Annotated in this window: 23 protein-coding genes, 1 tRNA gene and 1 pseudogene; 18 read left to right on the top strand and 7 right to left on the bottom strand. The window is 38.5% G+C overall.

Annotated elements, in window-relative coordinates:
- Both CRYPD_RS08015 and aroA read left to right on the top strand, forming a co-directional pair.
- Positions 1 to 2,330: EF-hand domain-containing protein (locus tag CRYPD_RS08015; protein WP_171004336.1), on the top strand; the 2,330-nt coding region annotated here is incomplete at its 5' end.
- Positions 2,331 to 2,338: 8 nt separating this feature from the next.
- Positions 2,339 to 3,640 (top strand): 3-phosphoshikimate 1-carboxyvinyltransferase, encoded by a 1,302-nt coding sequence (aroA, locus tag CRYPD_RS05185; protein ID WP_138146539.1) that lies wholly within the window; start codon positions 2,339 to 2,341, stop codon positions 3,638 to 3,640.
- 79 nt (positions 3,641 to 3,719) lie between these two features.
- On the opposite strand, the gene CRYPD_RS05180 is transcribed toward aroA, so the two are convergent.
- Complete coding sequence (locus CRYPD_RS05180) at positions 3,720 to 4,046, bottom strand: TusE/DsrC/DsvC family sulfur relay protein (protein ID WP_138146538.1); 327 nt, start codon at positions 4,044 to 4,046, stop codon at positions 3,720 to 3,722.
- Between the two features lie 75 nt (positions 4,047 to 4,121).
- Between CRYPD_RS05180 and lepB the strand changes: the two genes are divergently transcribed.
- On the top strand, positions 4,122 to 5,042 hold the full coding sequence (gene lepB / locus CRYPD_RS05175; RefSeq protein WP_138146537.1) for a signal peptidase I: 921 nt from the start codon (positions 4,122 to 4,124) through the stop codon (positions 5,040 to 5,042).
- On the opposite strand, the gene CRYPD_RS05170 is transcribed toward lepB, so the two are convergent.
- The 4 genes from CRYPD_RS05170 to CRYPD_RS05160 are packed head-to-tail and all read right to left on the bottom strand — an operon-like array spanning position 5,032 to position 8,167.
- Entirely contained in the window at positions 5,032 to 5,874 is an 843-nt protein-coding gene (locus CRYPD_RS05170; RefSeq protein ID WP_138146536.1) for a ParB/RepB/Spo0J family partition protein, read from the bottom strand. The two genes, lepB and CRYPD_RS05170, sit on opposite strands and share 11 nt — an antisense overlap.
- 1 nt (position 5,875) lies before the next feature.
- Complete coding sequence (locus CRYPD_RS08010) at positions 5,876 to 6,034, bottom strand: hypothetical protein (protein WP_171004335.1); 159 nt, start codon at positions 6,032 to 6,034, stop codon at positions 5,876 to 5,878.
- A gap of 2 nt (positions 6,035 to 6,036) precedes the next feature.
- A complete protein-coding gene (locus CRYPD_RS05165) occupies positions 6,037 to 6,816 on the bottom strand; it encodes a ParA family protein (RefSeq protein WP_138146535.1) in 780 nt (259 codons plus the stop codon).
- Position 6,817: 1 nt separating this feature from the next.
- A complete protein-coding gene (locus CRYPD_RS05160) occupies positions 6,818 to 8,167 on the bottom strand; it encodes a S41 family peptidase (RefSeq protein WP_138146534.1) in 1,350 nt (449 codons plus the stop codon).
- A 94-nt stretch (positions 8,168 to 8,261) separates the two neighbouring features.
- On the opposite strand from CRYPD_RS05160, the gene CRYPD_RS05155 reads away from it, so the two are divergent.
- The 8 genes and pseudogenes from CRYPD_RS05155 (at position 8,262) to CRYPD_RS05125 (ending at position 11,601) form a co-directional block, all read left to right on the top strand.
- The gene (locus CRYPD_RS05155) at positions 8,262 to 8,864 is read left to right on the top strand and encodes an ABC transporter substrate-binding protein (protein WP_138146533.1); all 603 of its coding nucleotides are present in this window, start codon (positions 8,262 to 8,264) and stop codon (positions 8,862 to 8,864) included.
- A gap of 12 nt (positions 8,865 to 8,876) precedes the next feature.
- Entirely contained in the window at positions 8,877 to 9,191 is a 315-nt protein-coding gene (locus CRYPD_RS05150; RefSeq protein WP_138146532.1) for an ArsR/SmtB family transcription factor, read from the top strand.
- 199 nt (positions 9,192 to 9,390) lie between these two features.
- A tRNA-Arg gene (locus CRYPD_RS05145) sits at positions 9,391 to 9,467 on the top strand.
- Between the two features lie 23 nt (positions 9,468 to 9,490).
- Entirely contained in the window at positions 9,491 to 10,258 is a 768-nt protein-coding gene (gene lgt, locus CRYPD_RS05140; protein WP_138146531.1) for a prolipoprotein diacylglyceryl transferase, read from the top strand.
- A complete protein-coding gene (locus CRYPD_RS05135) occupies positions 10,255 to 11,109 on the top strand; it encodes a thymidylate synthase (protein ID WP_138146530.1) in 855 nt (284 codons plus the stop codon). Before lgt ends, CRYPD_RS05135 begins: the two co-directional genes overlap by 4 nt.
- A pseudogene (locus CRYPD_RS05130) lies at positions 11,106 to 11,204 on the top strand (alkylphosphonate utilization protein); the annotation flags it as partial. The gene CRYPD_RS05135 and the pseudogene CRYPD_RS05130, both read left to right, overlap by 4 nt.
- 18 nt (positions 11,205 to 11,222) lie before the next feature.
- Positions 11,223 to 11,414, top strand: coding sequence for a hypothetical protein (locus CRYPD_RS08005; protein WP_171004333.1), 192 nt, complete (start codon positions 11,223 to 11,225; stop codon positions 11,412 to 11,414).
- The gene (locus CRYPD_RS05125; protein ID WP_425290264.1) at positions 11,335 to 11,601 is read left to right on the top strand and encodes a zinc ribbon domain-containing protein YjdM; all 267 of its coding nucleotides are present in this window, start codon (positions 11,335 to 11,337) and stop codon (positions 11,599 to 11,601) included. Before CRYPD_RS08005 ends, CRYPD_RS05125 begins: the two co-directional genes overlap by 80 nt.
- Here CRYPD_RS05125 and CRYPD_RS05120 read toward each other — a convergent pair whose 3' ends face one another.
- Together CRYPD_RS05120 and cas6 are read right to left on the bottom strand one after the other, a co-directional pair.
- The gene (locus CRYPD_RS05120) at positions 11,602 to 12,633 is read right to left on the bottom strand and encodes a thioredoxin fold domain-containing protein (protein WP_138146528.1); all 1,032 of its coding nucleotides are present in this window, start codon (positions 12,631 to 12,633) and stop codon (positions 11,602 to 11,604) included. It abuts the gene before it with no gap.
- Positions 12,634 to 12,712: 79 nt separating this feature from the next.
- Positions 12,713 to 13,384, bottom strand: a complete 672-nt coding sequence (gene cas6 / locus CRYPD_RS05115) for a type I-MYXAN CRISPR-associated protein Cas6/Cmx6 (RefSeq protein ID WP_138146527.1) — start codon at positions 13,382 to 13,384, stop codon at positions 12,713 to 12,715.
- A gap of 38 nt (positions 13,385 to 13,422) precedes the next feature.
- On the opposite strand from cas6, the gene rnc reads away from it, so the two are divergent.
- From rnc to acpS, 7 genes are all read left to right on the top strand, one after another.
- Positions 13,423 to 14,094, top strand: a complete 672-nt coding sequence (rnc, locus tag CRYPD_RS05110) for a ribonuclease III (RefSeq protein ID WP_138146526.1) — start codon at positions 13,423 to 13,425, stop codon at positions 14,092 to 14,094.
- Positions 14,084 to 14,968, top strand: coding sequence for a GTPase Era (gene era / locus CRYPD_RS05105; RefSeq protein WP_138146525.1), 885 nt, complete (start codon positions 14,084 to 14,086; stop codon positions 14,966 to 14,968). Before rnc ends, era begins: the two co-directional genes overlap by 11 nt.
- Positions 14,969 to 15,169, top strand: a complete 201-nt coding sequence (locus CRYPD_RS05100; protein WP_138146524.1) for a metal-dependent hydrolase — start codon at positions 14,969 to 14,971, stop codon at positions 15,167 to 15,169.
- Positions 15,170 to 15,235: 66 nt separating this feature from the next.
- Positions 15,236 to 15,502 (top strand): hypothetical protein, encoded by a 267-nt coding sequence (locus CRYPD_RS05095; protein ID WP_138146523.1) that lies wholly within the window; start codon positions 15,236 to 15,238, stop codon positions 15,500 to 15,502.
- 2 nt (positions 15,503 to 15,504) lie between these two features.
- On the top strand, positions 15,505 to 16,203 hold the full coding sequence (recO, locus tag CRYPD_RS05090) for a DNA repair protein RecO (RefSeq protein ID WP_138146522.1): 699 nt from the start codon (positions 15,505 to 15,507) through the stop codon (positions 16,201 to 16,203).
- Positions 16,200 to 16,925 carry a pyridoxine 5'-phosphate synthase gene (gene pdxJ / locus CRYPD_RS05085; protein WP_138146521.1) on the top strand — a complete coding sequence of 242 codons (726 nt, stop codon included), beginning with the start codon at positions 16,200 to 16,202 and terminating at the stop codon, positions 16,923 to 16,925. Before recO ends, pdxJ begins: the two co-directional genes overlap by 4 nt.
- Positions 16,922 to 17,344, top strand: coding sequence for a holo-ACP synthase (acpS, locus tag CRYPD_RS05080; protein WP_138146520.1), 423 nt, complete (start codon positions 16,922 to 16,924; stop codon positions 17,342 to 17,344). The genes pdxJ and acpS overlap by 4 nt, the downstream gene beginning before the upstream one ends.
- Positions 17,345 to 17,470: the final 126 nt, after the last annotated feature.

Below are 17,470 nucleotides of genomic sequence, written 5' to 3'. Positions count from 1 at the left end.
ATTATGTTAAAGTTGAACGCTTTGCTACCGAGATTAGATATTATCATATCACTGCTGCTGAATATGCTGCTGGTCAACAAGGCACTTTACTACGCACTAAAACAGGTGTGAGCGCAACGGATAAGTTGTTTATTGACAGTTCATTTCATGATGCAAACAGCAAACTTGAAGATGTGCGATTATTAGATTATGCAACAGTAACAGGTCGAGCACAATTCGCCACAGGAATTGCTTTTGATAGTGATATTATTACCCCAACTGCAAAAGATATTGAGCAAATTAAAGTAGTTTTGAATGGTACTGGTTTAGACACTGCCAATGATAAATTAGTCCTAGATATCGATATTACTCTGACTGCTGATAGAACAGGCAGTGATATTACTATAGCAGGTGTTAAAGGTATTAGCTATACTTATACAGCAAGCAATAAAACGCTTGTTCTTTTTAGGGAAGATGGCTCTATTTTACACCCTGTACATATTGAAAGAATTGTAGAGGCGATTAAGCTTAAAAATACGACAGCTGCATCAATAAATCATGAAGATGTAAAATCTGCAGCTATTAGCTATATTGACGCTGCTGGCAATGAAAGTGAATTTTCCACAGTAGCAATAATTGTTGATTTCCCAGGAGCAACACCAGTAGATACTGACGCATGGTCAGTTAATACCCCAACAAGTGGTGTCTTTAACATAGGCGATACTGCAGAAGTTACCTTAACGATGGATATGGCACTCAATTTAGGCGCAACCACAGGCTCTAAAATTGTGATTGCTGGCAAAGATTTTACCCTTGATAAAACCAAATCAGAGGCAGCAGGGGATGACAAACTGGTGTTTACCCGTTCGATAGTCAGTGGCGATAGTATCTCTGCTGTTAATTTTGACATTGATAGTAAAGCCGATATTACCCTTGTTGGCGTTACTAATGTAGAAGGTGCCGCTCCAAATCTTAATGAAATAACCAGTTCTGTTGAGTTTGGAAGTGAAAGTGGTGGTACTGCTCGTTATGTTTTGCTTAAACAAGATGGTACTAGAAATGGTAATATGTATATTGGTGAAGTTGAAGTTATGGTTGGTACTACTAATGTAGCACGGAGTGCGGGAGTGGCAGTAACCTCTGATGCCACATTAACGCATCATAATAGTTGGTCCCCAGTAGAGATTGTTGATGGGAAAAATGGTTCTGGCGAGGGCATGGCAACTCGTTCATCCCAAAATAATGGCTGGGTGCAGATTGACTTAGGTCAAGAGCGTAAGATTGACAGCATTATCGTTAAAGCCCTTCGAAATGGTTCAAATACAGAAGATAGAACTAATATCTCAAGTTTAGATATATTCACCTCTAGCACTGATCAAAGTGCATTAACAACAGCCCAACTAGATGCTGCCACTTTGATTGTTTATAAGGTTGGCACAACAGTAGTTACAGCTGATGCGCAAACCTTTACTGTTGATAATATCCCAACTATCACAGTTTACGCCCCTCCACTCACGATTGATCTTAATGGTGATGGTGTTGTTGAATATACAGATTTAAGCAACAGTAATGCATACTATGACATGGACGGCGATGGTAAGCTGGAGCATACTGCTTGGGTTGCCCCAACCGATGGATTCATTGGTTATGACAAGAATGGTGACGGTAAAATATCGGGCAGAGGAGAGTTGGTGCTTAGTGATTATGTGGCTGGCGCCAAAACTGACTTAGAAGGCATGGTATATTTTGACAGTAACAAAGATGGTAACTTTACTCAAAATGATAAGCATTGGGCAGATTTCAAAATATGGCAAGATAAAAATGGTAACGGTATTAGTGATAAAGGTGAACTCTCAACCTTGGATGAAATCGGTATTGAAAAAATTGAACTTACCAGTAACAACAACAAGCAAACACTTGCAAATGGCGATGTTATTGAATATGGACAATTTAAAATCCACTACGCCAATGGCTCACAAGGTATTGGTGGAGATGCTACCCTTCACTATGAAAACACGCAAACAACTATCTCAATTGATGCTGTAGCGCCAACAGTCAATGTCTTAAGTGAGATAGCCGATTTATCGATTGACGATATTTTGTCAGTTTCTAGTGATGAAACTGGTTTTGCTTATTTAGTTGATAGCACTTTGGCAGAAGATGAGATCAATACCAAAGATAAGCTTGATGCATTAGATACCACACAAATGGATAAAGTTGCTATTACAGCGGTAAATAGTGCTACTGAACTTGTTATTGATGATTTGTCGACTGGTGTTTATCATCTTTACACGGTGGATGATGCAGGCAATATTTCAGCGGCTTATGATGAAAGTATCGTCTTAACATAAGTTGTAATATGATTAAATTCGTCGTACAACCTGTTAAGCACTTGTCAGGTGTGCTTAAAGTGCCGGGAGATAAGTCAATTTCACATCGCTCCATTATGCTGGGCTCGTTGGCAGAGGGCATTACTGAAGTAAGTGGTTTTTTGCAGGGGGAGGATGCCTTGGCAACACTTGAGGCTTTTCAAAAAATGGGCGTTAAGATTCAACGAAACGGTGATAGGGTAACTATTTATGGCGTTGGCTTGCACGGCTTAAAACAACCTAATGCGCCGCTTAATTTGGGTAATTCTGGCACTTCTATGCGCTTAATGCTGGGTATTTTAGCGGCACAAGATTTTGACTCTGAATTAATAGGCGATGTGTCGTTGTCCAAGCGTCCAATGGGTAGGGTGATTGACCCGCTTACTAAAATGGGCGCAGTGATTGAGGGTAACAATGGCAAACCACCGTTAAAAGTTAGAGGCGCTCAGTTACTAACAGCCATTCATTATGATTTGCCAGTAGCGTCAGCACAAGTGAAGTCCTGTGTTTTGTTGGCAGGCTTGTATGCAAAAGGCGAAACTTGCGTAAATGAACCAAAAACCACACGCGATCACACTGAGAGAATGCTGAATGGCTTTGGTTATCCAGTAAATACGACCAACAAGAAAATGTGCCTTACAGGCGGTGGTGCGCTAACTGCTACGAAAATACAAGTGCCAAGTGATATATCATCAGCTGCGTTTTTTATGGTGGCAGCTTGTATTGCGCCACAGGCCGATATTACCTTAACGGGTGTAAATATCAACCCAACACGCACAGGCGTGATTGATATTTTGCAATTAATGGGTGGTAATTTAGTTTTGTCCAATGAGCGAGAGATTGGCGGCGAGTTACTGGCGGATATTCGTATTCAATCATCAGGTTTGAAGGGCATCAATATTCCAAAACACTTGATTCCACTTGCGATTGACGAGTTTCCAGCGATATTCATCGCCGCTGCTTGTGCGCAAGGAGAAACGATTTTAACTGGGGCAAAAGAGTTACGAGTTAAAGAATCTGATCGCATTCAAGTGATGGCAGATGGTTTGAATATTCTAGGTATTGCAAATGAAGTGCTAGAAGACGGTATTAAAATTCAAGGCGGTACTTTCTTAAAGCCAAGTGGGGTGATTGAATCCCATCATGATCATCGTATTTCAATGTCATTCGCCATCGCATCTCTTAGATGTGAGCACACCGTAGAAATTAACGGCGTGGATAATGTTAAAACCTCGTTTCCTAATTTTGTTGAACTGGCAAACTCTGCGGGTATGCGTATTACAGAAGTGTAATGCCGTTTGTAAAAAAAAATAGACAATAAAAAAGGCATTCATTGAATGCCTTTTTTATTTTTTGAGTGCTTTTTAACCCTTAGTAGCCGCCTTTTCGTTTGGTTTCAGGTAAACCTGCGATTTTTCCTGCTTGTTTGGCAGGACCTTTTGGAAACAAGGTGTAGAGTTCTTTGGTGGTGAGTTTTCCCTCCCAATCGCTTTTTAAACCCTTAACCATATTACGCTCGTTAGGTTGGTTGGCGTTGTTGTTAATGTATTCTTCACGCAAAAAATCAATAAGTTTAAAGCTTTCATCGGTTAGATTAACCCCTTCTTCTTCTGCCAATTCTGTAGCAATGTCTCTGTTCCATGCGTTAAGGTCAACTAAGTAACCGTGTCCATCTCTTTCTAAATTTGCTAATGCCATTTATTTCTCCAAATATATAATAATAAAAAGGAATTATTATATAATAAACGCCTTTACATTTTTTCTATTTTTACTATGATTCTTGAAAATGCATCATCATTCTTTGCTTGGAATGTTTCTGCTTATTTAGCGGTGTTTCTGGTTTTGGCTTTTATTGTTGTTACTGTCGATCGTTTTTTTATGGGCAGAGCAGCGGTTAATGTACCCTCAACAAAAAAATCTTTGTTGACTAAATGGCTATATTTTGTGTGTTTTTTAAGGCTGGATAAATCAGAAGAGTATTTGAACCGCCCTAAGATAGTGCAGTTGATGGCAGAATTCTATCCTGTATTATTACTGGTGTTTTTACTCAGAGGATTTATCGCTGAGCCCTTTAGAATCCCGTCTAATTCAATGATGCCAACATTTTTAACCTATGATTTTTTATTGGTTGATAAGCTTTCTTACGGCATACATTCGCCTGTTTTTAATGTTGAATTGCTTGATATTGGCGACCCAGAGCGAGGCGATGTAGTGGTGTTTAGGTATCCGAATTATGAAAAAGGCTCTACTTACAAAGGCGCAGATTTTATTAAACGCGTGATTGGCATTCCAGGCGACAAAATTGAATACATTAACGATAAACTTACGGTCAATGGCGAGGCGATTACCTATCAAAAAATTGGCACCTATACAGGCATTGAAAAAGGCATTGAAATGACAGGGTATGAGCATTATCGTGAGATTCTGGACAACAATCCGCATGATATTTTGCTGTCCCCTAGGACGAATTCTAAGGGCGTTAAATTGATTGTTCCTGAGGGGCATTATTTTGTAATGGGGGACAATCGTGCCCACAGTAGCGACAGTCGATTTTGGGGGTTTGTGCCTGAAGAATATATTATCGGTAGGGCGTTTTATATTTGGGCGCACGGCGATATTGGTGGCGTATTCTCTAGTAGTCCTTTGCAAGCACTCAAGACTTTTTCGTTTTCTCGTAATGGCGTTATTGATTAATACGCTTTAATATGGCGTCAAGCTCATCCTCGGACTGGTAATGAATGATAATTCTGCCTTTGTCGCCATTGGCTTTAATCTCAGTTTTTGAATCTAACTTTTTACTTAAAGATTTTATGAGTAACTCAATGCGAGGATCTACTGCGTTAGATTTACTGGGTTTTGGGTTTAACACTCTTTTGACCAACTCTTCGGTTTGGCGTACAGACAAAGACTTTTGAATAACTTGGCTGGCAACTTCAAACTGTTGTTCATCTTCTAGTGACAATAAAGCGCGCCCATGACCCATTTCTATATCGCCATTACTAAGGAATTGTTTCACGGCATTACTTAGCCGCAACAGTCGAATTAAATTACTCACACTGGAGCGAGAACGACCTACCACTTGTGAGATTTCCTCATGTGTCATTTTGAAATCTTCAATCAGTTGTCGTAGTGCCTTGGCTTCCTCAAGCGGGGTAAGAGATTCACGCTGAATATTTTCAATTAAGCCAATTGCCAGTGCGACTTTATCATTGATATTGCGAACAATAACAGGCACTTTAGTGAGTCCAGCGATTTTAGCAGCACGCCAACGCCTTTCGCCTGCAATAATTTCGTATTTATCGTAGGTAATTTTGCGTGCAACCAGCGGCTGTATGATGCCCTGTGCGGTGATTGAATTGGCGAGTTCGTTGAGTGTATCAGGGTTAATTTCTTCTCTAGGTTGAAATTTTCCTCGCTGTAATTTATCAACATCTAGGGTTTTTAAATTATTGTCAGATTGACTATTATCGGCTGTTTGCCCTAATAATATATCCAATCCACGACCTAATTTTGAAGAATTTGCCATATCAATTTAATACTATGAGACCTTTGCATAAATAGGGATGATTAGCAAAATTCAATTTTTGCCAGATTGGTGATTTTCTTAAACCTTGTCCTAGCAGGGCTAAGGCTGGGTTTAAAAAATTGCCAAGCGGGTGAAAAGTGGATTTTTGATGATTATTCATATTTATGCAAAGGTCTCTATCTTTGTTTTTCTAATAATTTCACTTGCGAGTGAAACATAGGAAATCGCCCCTTTAGAAGCTCTGGCATAATTAATCGCTGCTTGACCAAAACTGGGTGCTTCTGCTAATTTTACATTTCTAGGAATGATGGTTTTGAATACTTTTTGTGCAAAATATTGTTGTAATTGCACTGATACTTCGTTTGATAAATTGTTGCGAGTGTCGTACATCGTTCTTATTAAGCCCGTAATTTCTAAATCTGGGTTGGTAGTTGCTTGAATTTTTTCAATGGTTTGCATGAGTGCGCTTAGCCCCTCCAGTGCGTAATATTCGCATTGCATAGGGATAACGATGCCGTTAGAGGCAGTAAAGGCATTAATGGTTAGCATATTAAGTGAGGGTGGACAGTCGATAATAATATAGTCATATTGTCCACCTACTTTAGTAAGTGCTTCTTTTAATATATATTCTGAATGTTCATTTTTTACCAAGGCAATCTCGGCAGTAATTAAATCAGTATTTGCAGGAATGACATCAATTTTGCTTGTGTCTGAATGGGTGATGGCATCTTCAATACTGCATTCACCCAGTAGCAGTTCACAAACAGAGTTTTTTAATTGATATTTATCAATACCACACCCCATGGTGGCATTGCCTTGTGGGTCAATATCAACCAACAGCACGCGTTTTTTAATGGTTTTTAAGGCGGCACTCAAGTTTACTGCGGTGGTGGTTTTGCCTACGCCACCTTTTTGGTTTGCTATCGAAAGAATAATTGCCATCTTATTTTTTTAGTACTGCAAGGGCTTTAAGCAGATTGCGTGCTTCATGCACAAAATAGTCTTTTTCGAGCCTTTCAAGTATTTTTTTGTTTTCTTTTGTTTTCTTTTTTTCCTGTGCTATTAAGACTTCTTTAGAAGACAATTTAGAAGGATCTTCAATGTCTAAATGACCCTCCAAATCACTTTCTTTGGTATTGGTAACTTCATCTTTCCTTTCATTTTCAAGGCTAATATTTTTAAGCTTAATATCGGGCTCAATCCCCTTGGCTTGAATAGAACGGTCGTTTGGCGTGTAGTATCTGGCAGTGGTTACTTTGAGTCCATAACCATCTTTAAGCCCCAAGATGGTCTGCACTGAGCCCTTGCCAAACGAAGTATTGCCCATAATAATGGCGCGCTTGTGGTCTTGTAATGCACCAGCAACAATCTCTGAGGCTGAAGCAGAGCCTTCATTAATCAAAACCACTATTGGCGAACCCAGCAACATATCGCCTGAGGTGGCATTAAAACGAGTATTGTTACTCTTAATTCTGCTTTTGATATAAACGATAGTGCCAGCATCATCAAGGAACAAATCAGAAATATCAATAGCAGCATTTAAGATGCCACCCGGATTATTCCTTAAGTCAAGAATGAGGGATTCTAGATGACCATCATTTTCTTTCATCAGTCGCTTAATTGTTTTTTGAAGTAAATTGCTGGTTGGCTTTTGAAAGCTAGAAACCCGCACATAGCCAATGCCATCATCCAACAAATATCCTCTTACCGAGACAATAGTAATAATTTCGCGGGTGATTTTAACCATAAAAGGTTTTTTATTTTTACGCACAACGGTTATTTTTATATCTGTTCCTGGTTTGCCACGCATAAGATTAACACCATCTTCTAGTGTCATACCACGCACAGGTTTGTTGCCAATTTTGATAATCATATCACCCGCTTGCATCCCAGCCTTATAAGCAGGTGTGTCGTCAATTGGGGAAATGACTTGAATAGCATCATTTTTTTTACTAATGACAATGCCCAATCCGCCAAATTTACCAGAGGTGCTTTCTAATAGATTTTTCTGCTCTTTAGGCTCTAAATAGACTGAATGCGGGTCTAATCCACTTACCATGCCTTTAATAGCATTGGTAAATAATTTTTTGTTATCAACCTCCTCCACATACAGCTTTTTAATATTGCTATAAGCAATAGTGAACGCTTCAAGGTCGTTAATAAATGTTTGTAAATTTTGTTGTTCTTTGGCATTCAATTCTTTTTTTTCTGCGCAGGAAGCTGTGCTGAGCGCAAAAATAGTAGAAAAAATAACCAACAATAAAGGATGTCTAAGATAGTTTAATAAAATCATAATATAATTATTTGTTTGTAAAGGTTTGAAATATATATAATAACGAAAGCATATGAATTTTACTTGTTTTTATTTTTAATATAGTGGAGAAAAGATGAAAAGATTAAAACTATTTTTATTAATGTTTAGTGCATTAATATCATCGTTTGTATTTGCGTATGAAGAAGCGCCAATAAATACAACGCCCGTAGTGGAAGATCCTGTTAGAGCCATACAATCAACCATTGTTAAGCTTAATCAACTGACTACTGCGACGACTTACTCACCGCAAATGATGAGTTTTCTTGTGAATCAAGAAATTACTCCCTTGTTTGATTTTAACCATATAGCTAATGAAGTCTTGTTTACAAGTCGTCTTACCTTAGGAGAGGAAGAGGCTGCGTACTTTTCAAACACATTAAAGCAAAATATCATTAGCACTTTGCTGGAAAAATTAGCACAAGGTCGTTCAAGTTCGCTTGATTTTATCTCTGCAAGGCCAATGAGAGGCGGTAATATTATTGTTGTTAGATTGAATGCGAGGGGGTATTCTCGGTTTGGTTTTAATGTGGATTTATCTTTCCATAGGGGGATATCAGGAAAATGGCAAGTTTTTGATGTGGCACTTGGTCATGACAGTTTGATTAATTATTACCAAAAAATGGTGTTGATTAAAGTAAGAAGATATGGTGTATATGGTATGTTGGGCAGAATTTAAAAGAGAATAATGATGAATGATATTGAACTATTAGAAAAAGAAGAAGACATTGAAAAGGCGACCAAAGCCTTAAAGGCGATGGCTCATCCATTGCGTTTAAAGATTTTATGCGCATTAAAAAGTGACGAGTTGCCCGTGTTAGAAATTGTCAAGCAAGTTGGCTCTTCTCAGTCTAACATTTCCCAACATATTGATATTCTTAGAAGTAAAGACATTATCGAATCACGACGAGATGGCAATAAAATTTTATGCAAAGTCAAAGATGCAAAAATTTTAAAGTTGGTTGCCAATATGCAGGCTGTTTTTTGCTCTAGAAGTAAGAAGTAACTAGAGACCTTTGCATAAATATGAATAATCATCAAAAATCCACTTTTTGCCAACTTGGTAATTTTTTTAAACCCAGTCTTAGCCTTGTTAGGGCAGAGTTTAAAAAAATACCAAGTTGACAAAAATTGAATTCTGCTAATCATCCATATTTATGCAAAGGTCTCAACTAATTTTTTTTCGAATGCTTTTGCATAACATTGCGCTCGTAGCTCAGCTGGATAGAGTGTTGGCCTCCGAAGCCAAATGTCGGGTGTTCAAATCACCTCGAGCGCACCATAATTTAAACCCAATATCAATCTATGATTTACCCTGACATCAACCCAATCGCACTAGATTTAGGTTTTGTCCAAATCTATTGGTATGGAATTATGTATTTATTGGCGTTTTTAAGCGCCTATTTATTGGCATATCATCGGGCCAAGCAGCTTAATAATTGGAACAAACAACAAATAGAGGATATGATTTTCTATGGCGCTATTGGCGTTGTTGCTGGTGGTCGTTTGGGCTATATGCTGTTTTATAATTTAGAGGTTTTTCTCTCAGATCCGCTGGCTATTTTTGCTGTGCAAAATGGCGGTATGTCATTCCATGGCGGGTTTTTAGGGGTAGCAATGGCAATGGTGCTGTTTAACCGTAAATATAACAAAACTTTTTTTACCACCATGGATTTTGTAGCGCCACTTGTGCCATTAGGGTTAGGTTTTGGCAGAATAGGTAATTTTATCAATGGCGAACTTTGGGGCAAAGTTACTAGCAGTCCATTTGGTATGTATATTCAAGAGCAAGGTGTTGCGCGCTATCCATCACAACTGTATGAAGCGTTCTTAGAAGGTTTGGTGCTGTTTATTGTGTTGTGGGTGTTTAGCAAAAAATCACCAGCGCCAATGAGTGTTTCTGCTTTATTCTTAATCTTATACGGATTGTTTAGATTTATTATTGAGTTTGTTCGAGTGCCTGATGTGCAACTAGGCTATTTGGCATTTGGCTGGTTGACGATGGGGCAGCTACTTAGTTTGCCAATGATTGTATTAGGCGTTTACTTAATCTTAAAGGCAAAGCGAGCGTGAAGGCGTATATTGATATTGGTAAACGGATTTTAGACGAGGGTGTATGGGTTTCTAATGCACGCACTGGGCAAAAAACCCTGAGCATTATTGGTGCTTCGTTTGAGTACGATTTGTCAGATGGTACGGTGCCAGTGGTTACCACCAAAAAACTCTTTTGGAAATCAGCCATTGCTGAAATATTGGGCTATATTCGTGGCTACCAAAGTGCGGCACAATTTAGAGATCTGGGGTGCAATACTTGGAACGCCAATGCCAATGAAAACCAAGCGTGGATTGATAATCCACACAGAAAAGGCACAGACGATATGGGACTGTGTTATGGTGTGATTGGTCGTGCTTTTCCAGGTATTGGGGGAGATGAGCCATTAGACCAATACCAAAAGATTGTGACCGATTTATTGCAAGGCATTGATGACAGGCGTGAGATCATGACTTTTAACCACCCTAATTTAATTCATCGTGCCTGTTTGCCAGCTTGTATGCATACGCATCATTTTAATTTGCTAGGCGAGGATTTGTATCTTGAAAGCTATCAGCGTAGTAGTGATTATGTATTAGGGCAGCCGTTTAACCATTTTCAGGCAGCATTTTTACTATTGATTACCGCACAAATCACAGGCAAAAAAGCCAAAAAAATGCGCCATCATTTGTCGAATGTGCATTTATACGAAAATCAAGTGGAAATTTTCAAAAATGAACAAGTTAATCGTAAGCCATTACCTCTGCCAAAACTCAACATCAATCCAGCGATTAAAACCCTTGAAGACCTAGAAACTTGGGTAACGATGGAGGATTTTGAGTTGATAAACTATGAACACCATCCAGCAATAAAATACCCTTTCAGCGTATGACCCTACCTAATTGTCCAAAATGTCATTCTGAATATGTGTATAAAGATGGCAATCTTTTGATGTGTCCAGAGTGTGCTTATGAGTTTTCAATAGAAGGAGACCTTTGCATAAATATGAATAATCATCAAAAATCCACTTTTCACCCGCTTGGCAATTTTTTAAACCCAGCCTTAGCCCTGCTAGGACAAAGTTTAAGAAAATCACCAATCTGGAAAAAATTGAATTTTGCTAATCATCCCTATTTATGCAAAGGCCTCAGAAGATATAAAAGAGCAGGAAGTTGTTATTACAGATGCCAACAGTAATACTCTAAATGATGGCGATACGATAACAGTGATTAAGGATTTAAAAATAAAAGGCACTTCTTCGGTTGTCAAAGTCGGCACTAAGGTAAAAAACATCCGCCTATGCGATGGTGATCATGATATTGATTGCAAAATTCCAGGCTTTGGCGACATAAAACTTAAATCTGAATTCGTTAAGAAAGTGTAGTTACTTCCAAATATCAACCGTAATTCCTTGTTCTCTCAATTTATCAGACTTGTGTTCAATGTAGCGCTGAAAGTTTGGCTGAGTTTTATACGCACCTGTTAAGACATAATCCATAATACTATGCAAGTGATACTGCTTGAAATAAGCGTCCTTGCGAATAATTTCATTGCCAGTTTTGTCAAAGAAAACAATGGCAGGTTTGTAAGTAAGTTTTAAAGCCTCATACCAATCCTTTGCAGTAGTGCGTTTGCCTGATGGATTGATTAGTTTCTCGTTAGACAGCGCATTAAAACGCACTACTTGCATTTGTTTTAAATAGTCTTGTGTTTGCTTTAATGGCATTAATTTAGTGTGAAAAAAGTTACATTCCACGCAGTTTGGTTCTTCAAAAAATACCGCTAAAACCCTTTGTGCTGGTAAATTTTTGCTACGCATTAATAAATGTGGAGCGGATGTAAAAATTGTATGTGGGTTAAGTTTACCAGTCTTGTTTTGCTTTAACTTATGAAGGTGGTTGGCGTAGGACTTTTTGAGATAGGTTTTGTTGGTAATATAATCCAATGTAGCGTGCATTTTATCAACGGATTGATAACCATTGAGTCTGAGTAGAGTTTTACCTTGAGGGCTTAAAAAAATAAGGGTGGGAGTAAATTGGATTTTCATATATGCTGAAAATTCCTTTTCAGTAAAATCTCTACCTGTCCAGTCGGTTAACTCTTTATCACCCCACATATTGACTTCAATCACATCAAAATCTTTTTGTAATTTGGCGACCAATTCCTCATCATGAAAGTTATCTTTTACCAATTTAGCGCAGTAAGGACAGCCATTTTGATGAAAATAAATCATAATATGACGACCTTTATCGTTAGCTTCTTCCAAGTCTTCAGAAAAATCCATAAAGGTTGTTTTGAACCAATCAGGCAGAAAATCAATGGTTTTCGCGCCCAAGAAATTTCCTTGTTTGACGACTTCTTGAGCGGCAGACACAGATGAGAGATATAAAGAAAATATTAGAAACACAATTCGCATGATTTGATTGTAGCCCTAAAGTTAATCTAATGCAAATTTGGTGCAACGCTACTAAAAGAGCTAGGTTAGAAAAGCCTTGTTAGACCGCATTAACACTGTCTATGCCTTTTTGTGGTAGAAACAGGCCACAGCCTAGTAGGCGGTGCGCACCAATGCCTTGCTCTTGCAGTGTTACAGACTCAGTTTTACGCAAGTCAGCCACCATTAATGAGCAGGTATGAATAATCCCATTCGGCGTTGATATTTTGCGCTTTAAGCCTGCCATCATTTTTTTAGGCACAATACCTAGTGCTTGTAGTTGTGTAAAAGAGGTTTGTAAAAATTCTTCTTCACTGGCATTTTCATCGCAGGTAATATGCTTGGCAAATACAATCTGCATATCGCTCATAAGTTTTGGCTCTAGCGCCTTGACCACTTCTATTTGATACTCGCCTAAATCAAGTATTTTCCCTGCCAATGTCGCTATATCGCCAAACCTTTCTTTGGGTATGCGAATATTTAGTTTTGAGCGTTTAGAAGGATAGTAAAAACCCGATTCGTGGTCTTGCTCCCAGCCATTACCATCAGCCACACTAATATCAAACACACCTGCATTTACTTTCGCCAGCCAAGGCAGGTGTTTTAACAACGCCTGAGACAGGGGATAAGCGTGGTCAATGGGCAAAACTTTAGTGCGAATGCTGAACACAGCATCTTGAATCGCCTCAGGAAGCGTAAAATGTTCTTGTTTAATATCTTCTTGCCAAAACATAGGAATATAGGTTATTAAAATACTGCACATTATAAACGATGAACAAATTACAGAAAAAAATTAATTACCAATTTAAAGACATTGCTTTGTTAAAACAAGCGTTGACGCATCGTAGCGTAGGCAGGACTAATAATGAGCGCTTAGAGTTTTTAGGAGATAGTATTTTAGGTGCGGTGGTTTCTTGTGAATTATACAAACGCTTTCCCCATATTGCCGAGGGTAAACTTTCTCGATTTAAGTCTTATGTTGTTAGGGGGCAAACGCTGGCGTTGATTGCAGCAGAGATTGAATTATCAAATTTATTGATTTTGGGACCAGGAGAGCTGAAAAGTGGCGGACATAATCGTAAATCTATTCAAGCTGATGCGGTAGAGGCTATTTTAGGTGCTATTTTCTTAGAGGCAGGTTTTGAGACAGTCAATGTAGTAATTTTGGACTTGTTTAAAGAATATTTAGACAGTATTAATCCGAATGACGCACTGAAAGATTTTAAGACGCAATTACAAGAACGCCTACAAAAGTTTGGACAATCGTTGCCAGAATACGAGCTTACAAAAACCACTGGTAAGAATCACAACGCATTATTTACACTTAAGTGTTTTTTGCCTGACCAAGCCGTTCAAGTTGAACAAGAGGCCAAAAGTATCAAAAGAGCAGAACAAATGTGTGCTGAAATTTTATTGGAGAAATTAAAAAATCATGAGTCATAAAGCAGGATTTATCGCCGTTGTTGGTCGTCCTAATGTGGGTAAATCAACTCTAACCAATGAGTTAATCGGTCAAAAGCTCTCTATCACTTCGCACCGACCACAAACCACACGCCATCGTATTCATGCGATTGACACTAGCGATAATTATCAAATGGTATTTGTGGATACACCGGGTATGCACATTGGCAATGCGAAAGCCATTAATGCTTATATGAATAGAACGGCAAGTGCTAGTATTAACGATGTTGATATTATTTTGTGGCTGATTGAAGTAGACAAATGGACCAAAGAAGATGCGCGTGTTTTGGAGCATGTATCTAAGGCTGAAGTACCGGTGATACTGTGTGTGAATAAAATTGATAAACTCAGATCTAAGCAAGCCGTCTTGCCTTTTTTAGAAAAAATTGGGAAAAAATATCAACCCAATGATTTCTTTCCACTTTCAGCCTTTAAAAAGCCTGATACTCAAGCATTACGAACATTAATTTTAAAATATCTGCCAGAGCAAGACAATATTTTTGACCCCGATTATGTTACTGATAGAAGTGAAAAATTTATCGTCGCTGAATTTATTCGAGAAAAATTAATGCGTCATTTGGAAGACGAATTGCCTTATGATTTAACCGTTGAAATTGAACACTATGAATTAGACGGCACTATGCAAAGAATTTCAGCCAGAATTTTGGTAGAAAAGGCATCGCAAAAATACATTGTTATTGGTAATAAGGGTGATATGCTTAAACTTATTGGCACTGAAGCACGGAAAAGTATCGAGGGTTTTTTAGAACGCAAAGTGTTTCTTAAACTCTGGGTTAAGGTCTCCACAGGCTGGTCTGATGATAAGCGTGCATTAGCCTCATTGGGGTATGACTAATTGGATTCAATTACTCAATTTAGCCTTGGTGCAGCTGTTGGTATTGCTGTTTCACCCAAAAAGACACCTAAAATAGCCATCATTTCAGGCTTGTTAGCAAGTTTGCCAGATTTAGATATATTGTTAACTATGATTAATGATTCAAATGATTTGGATAGCACTATTAATCACAGGGGGCCTCTCACTCCCTGTTTTTTTTAACATTGGTATCGCCATTATTGGCACTTATTTTATTTAAGTTTTTTAATTAGAGACCTTTGCATAAATATGAATAATCATCAAAAATCCACTTTTCACCCGCTTGGCAATTTTTTAAACCCAGCCCTAGCCCTGCTAGGACAAGGTTTAAGAAAATCACCAATCTGGCAAAAATTGAATTTTGCTAATCATCCCTATTTATGCAAAGGTCTCAATTATATTGATTATTTTCGTTGGTGGCTAATCACATTTTTAAAAATAGACAATAAATGGAAGCAGGTGGAGCCTCATAGGTACACAATTAAAATTGATATAAATGCAATGTTTGGTGGTTAGTAATGGCTAAGATTGATTTAACTCCCGCCTTTTTAATTCATCGAAGGGCATTTAAGGACACTTCTTTATTACTGGATTTTTTTACCCAAGAACACGGGAAAATTCGCTTAGTTGGACGAGGGTCACGCAAGTCAAAGGCACCGATACAAATGTTCCAACATATCAAAATTTCCTTTTCAGGTAAAAGCGATTTAAAGTCATTGAATGATGTGGAAGTGGATGATCAGCCGAGGAGTTTACAAGGCGAAGCGTTGATATTGGGCATGTATGCAAATGAATTGATTGCCCGATTGTTGCAAGATCAAGACCCATATTTTGAATTATTTGAGATTTACAAGCAGTTTATTAATCAGTTGCCAAAATTAGGCAAGCAAGCAAGTTATTGGGCGTTGCGTTTATTTGAAAATAGCCTATTGTCTGAGTTGGGCTATGGGCTTGATTTTGAACACGATGTAAATGGCGATGAGATTGATACCAGAATTGAATGCAAATATGAATATCAATCGCAAGTTGGTTTTACTAAGCGTTCTATAGGTAAAATATCGGGCAATACAATTCAGTTGATGTTGGCTGAAGATGTGTTAAATACGCCAAATGTTGAACAACTTAAGGTGTGCAGGGATTTGAATAGGGCGAGATTGCACCCATTATTGGGCAACAAGCCTTTGCAAAGTCGTTTATTATTTTGGAGTAAGAATTGAGCATTTATTTAGGTGTGAACATTGACCATATAGCCACCATTAGGCAAGCGAGGGGTGCCCATTACCCATCACCAATTGCAGGGGCGTTATTATGTGAGCAATCAGGTGCAGACAGTATTACCTTGCATCTTCGTGAAGACAGGCGTCATATTCAAGATAGTGATGTGGAGATTTTTCGTGAACAACTCACCACAAAAATGAATTTAGAAATGGCGATTACCGATGAAATGATTGCCATTGCCAGTAAAATTAAACCGCAAGATTGTTGCCTAGTGCCAGAAAAACGCGAGGAACTCACCACCGAGGGTGGGCTTAATGTGGCTGGTCAAATGTCTAGAATGTATGATGTTTGCGCTCAATTAAATGCAGAAAATATCACAGTCTCTTTGTTTATTGATGCTCAAAAATCCCAAATTGATGCCGCTAAGCAATGTGGTGCCTCCGTGATTGAGCTACACACAGGGCATTATGCAAATGCAACGAATGAGGCGCAACAGTTAGAGTTAGAAAAAATAAAAACTATGGCAACCTATGCACATTCAATCGGTTTGCAAGTTAATGCAGGGCATGGCTTAACCTTAGAAAATACCGTAGCCATTGCCAAACTACCTGAAATTGTAGAACTTAATATCGGCCATTCAATTATTGCCAGAGCCGTGTTTGTTGGACTTGAAGCCGCCACTCATGAGATGAAGCGTTTAATGCTCGGTGCCAGAGAATGATTTACGGCATCGGCACCGATATTATTAACATTGAACGAGTTGAACATATCTTAAATAAAAACAGAGATGGTTTTGTTAAGCGTGTGCTATCCGAACACGAGCAAGCATTATTTGCCAACAAAGGTGATAGTGCCGCCTACTGTGCCAAGCGTTTCGCCGCCAAAGAAGCCTTTGCTAAAGCCCTAGGCACAGGGATTGGTAAAATTGTCAGTTTTCAAGATTTAACCGTGCGTAACAACGAAAACGGCAAGCCTTACTTCATTCCTAGCGAAAAATTGCGCCTATATTTGGTGGGCAAAAACATCAAACAAGCCCACCTTAGTCTATCCGATGAAAAATTTAACGCCGTAGCATTTGTGGTATTGGAATTAGGGGAAAAAGACGCAGAAGAGAAGGGCGAATACGGCACAACCTTCTAATTGAGACCTTTGCATAAATATGAATAATCATCAAAAATCCACTTTTCACCCGCTTGGCGATTTTTTAAACCCAGCCTTAGCCCTGCTAGGACAAGGTTTAATAAAATCACCAATCTGGCAAAAATT

Origin of the sequence: Bathymodiolus heckerae thiotrophic gill symbiont, from assembly GCF_900180345.1 — a bacterium.
In the GTDB taxonomy this organism is placed as follows: domain Bacteria; phylum Pseudomonadota; class Gammaproteobacteria; order PS1; family Pseudothioglobaceae; genus Thiodubiliella.
Note: the sequence above shows the minus strand (reverse complement) of the source record. Positions and strands in the feature narration are given on the sequence as shown.

What these genes read in the sequence shown, in the direction of transcription:
- acpS (WP_138146520.1), top strand. Translation starts at nt 16,922, where the DNA reads ATGATTTACGGCATCGGCACCGATATTATTAACATTGAACGAGTTGAA.
- CRYPD_RS05170 (WP_138146536.1), bottom strand. Translation starts at nt 5,874, where the DNA reads ATGGCAAATTCTTCAAAATTAGGTCGTGGATTGGATATATTATTAGGG.
- era (WP_138146525.1), top strand. Translation starts at nt 14,084, where the DNA reads ATGAGTCATAAAGCAGGATTTATCGCCGTTGTTGGTCGTCCTAATGTG.
- lepB (WP_138146537.1), top strand. Translation starts at nt 4,122, where the DNA reads ATGATTCTTGAAAATGCATCATCATTCTTTGCTTGGAATGTTTCTGCT.
- recO (WP_138146522.1), top strand. Translation starts at nt 15,505, where the DNA reads ATGGCTAAGATTGATTTAACTCCCGCCTTTTTAATTCATCGAAGGGCA.
- aroA (WP_138146539.1), top strand. Translation starts at nt 2,339, where the DNA reads ATGATTAAATTCGTCGTACAACCTGTTAAGCACTTGTCAGGTGTGCTT.
- CRYPD_RS05160 (WP_138146534.1), bottom strand. Translation starts at nt 8,167, where the DNA reads ATGATTTTATTAAACTATCTTAGACATCCTTTATTGTTGGTTATTTTT.
- CRYPD_RS05180 (WP_138146538.1), bottom strand. Translation starts at nt 4,046, where the DNA reads ATGGCATTAGCAAATTTAGAAAGAGATGGACACGGTTACTTAGTTGAC.
- CRYPD_RS05150 (WP_138146532.1), top strand. Translation starts at nt 8,877, where the DNA reads ATGAATGATATTGAACTATTAGAAAAAGAAGAAGACATTGAAAAGGCG.
- lgt (WP_138146531.1), top strand. Translation starts at nt 9,491, where the DNA reads ATGATTTACCCTGACATCAACCCAATCGCACTAGATTTAGGTTTTGTC.
- cas6 (WP_138146527.1), bottom strand. Translation starts at nt 13,384, where the DNA reads ATGTTTTGGCAAGAAGATATTAAACAAGAACATTTTACGCTTCCTGAG.
- CRYPD_RS05120 (WP_138146528.1), bottom strand. Translation starts at nt 12,633, where the DNA reads ATGCGAATTGTGTTTCTAATATTTTCTTTATATCTCTCATCTGTGTCT.
- rnc (WP_138146526.1), top strand. Translation starts at nt 13,423, where the DNA reads ATGAACAAATTACAGAAAAAAATTAATTACCAATTTAAAGACATTGCT.
- CRYPD_RS05095 (WP_138146523.1), top strand. Translation starts at nt 15,236, where the DNA reads ATGAATAATCATCAAAAATCCACTTTTCACCCGCTTGGCAATTTTTTA.
- CRYPD_RS08005 (WP_171004333.1), top strand. Translation starts at nt 11,223, where the DNA reads ATGAATAATCATCAAAAATCCACTTTTCACCCGCTTGGCAATTTTTTA.
- CRYPD_RS05155 (WP_138146533.1), top strand. Translation starts at nt 8,262, where the DNA reads ATGAAAAGATTAAAACTATTTTTATTAATGTTTAGTGCATTAATATCA.
- CRYPD_RS08010 (WP_171004335.1), bottom strand. Translation starts at nt 6,034, where the DNA reads ATGAATAATCATCAAAAATCCACTTTTCACCCGCTTGGCAATTTTTTA.
- CRYPD_RS05165 (WP_138146535.1), bottom strand. Translation starts at nt 6,816, where the DNA reads ATGGCAATTATTCTTTCGATAGCAAACCAAAAAGGTGGCGTAGGCAAA.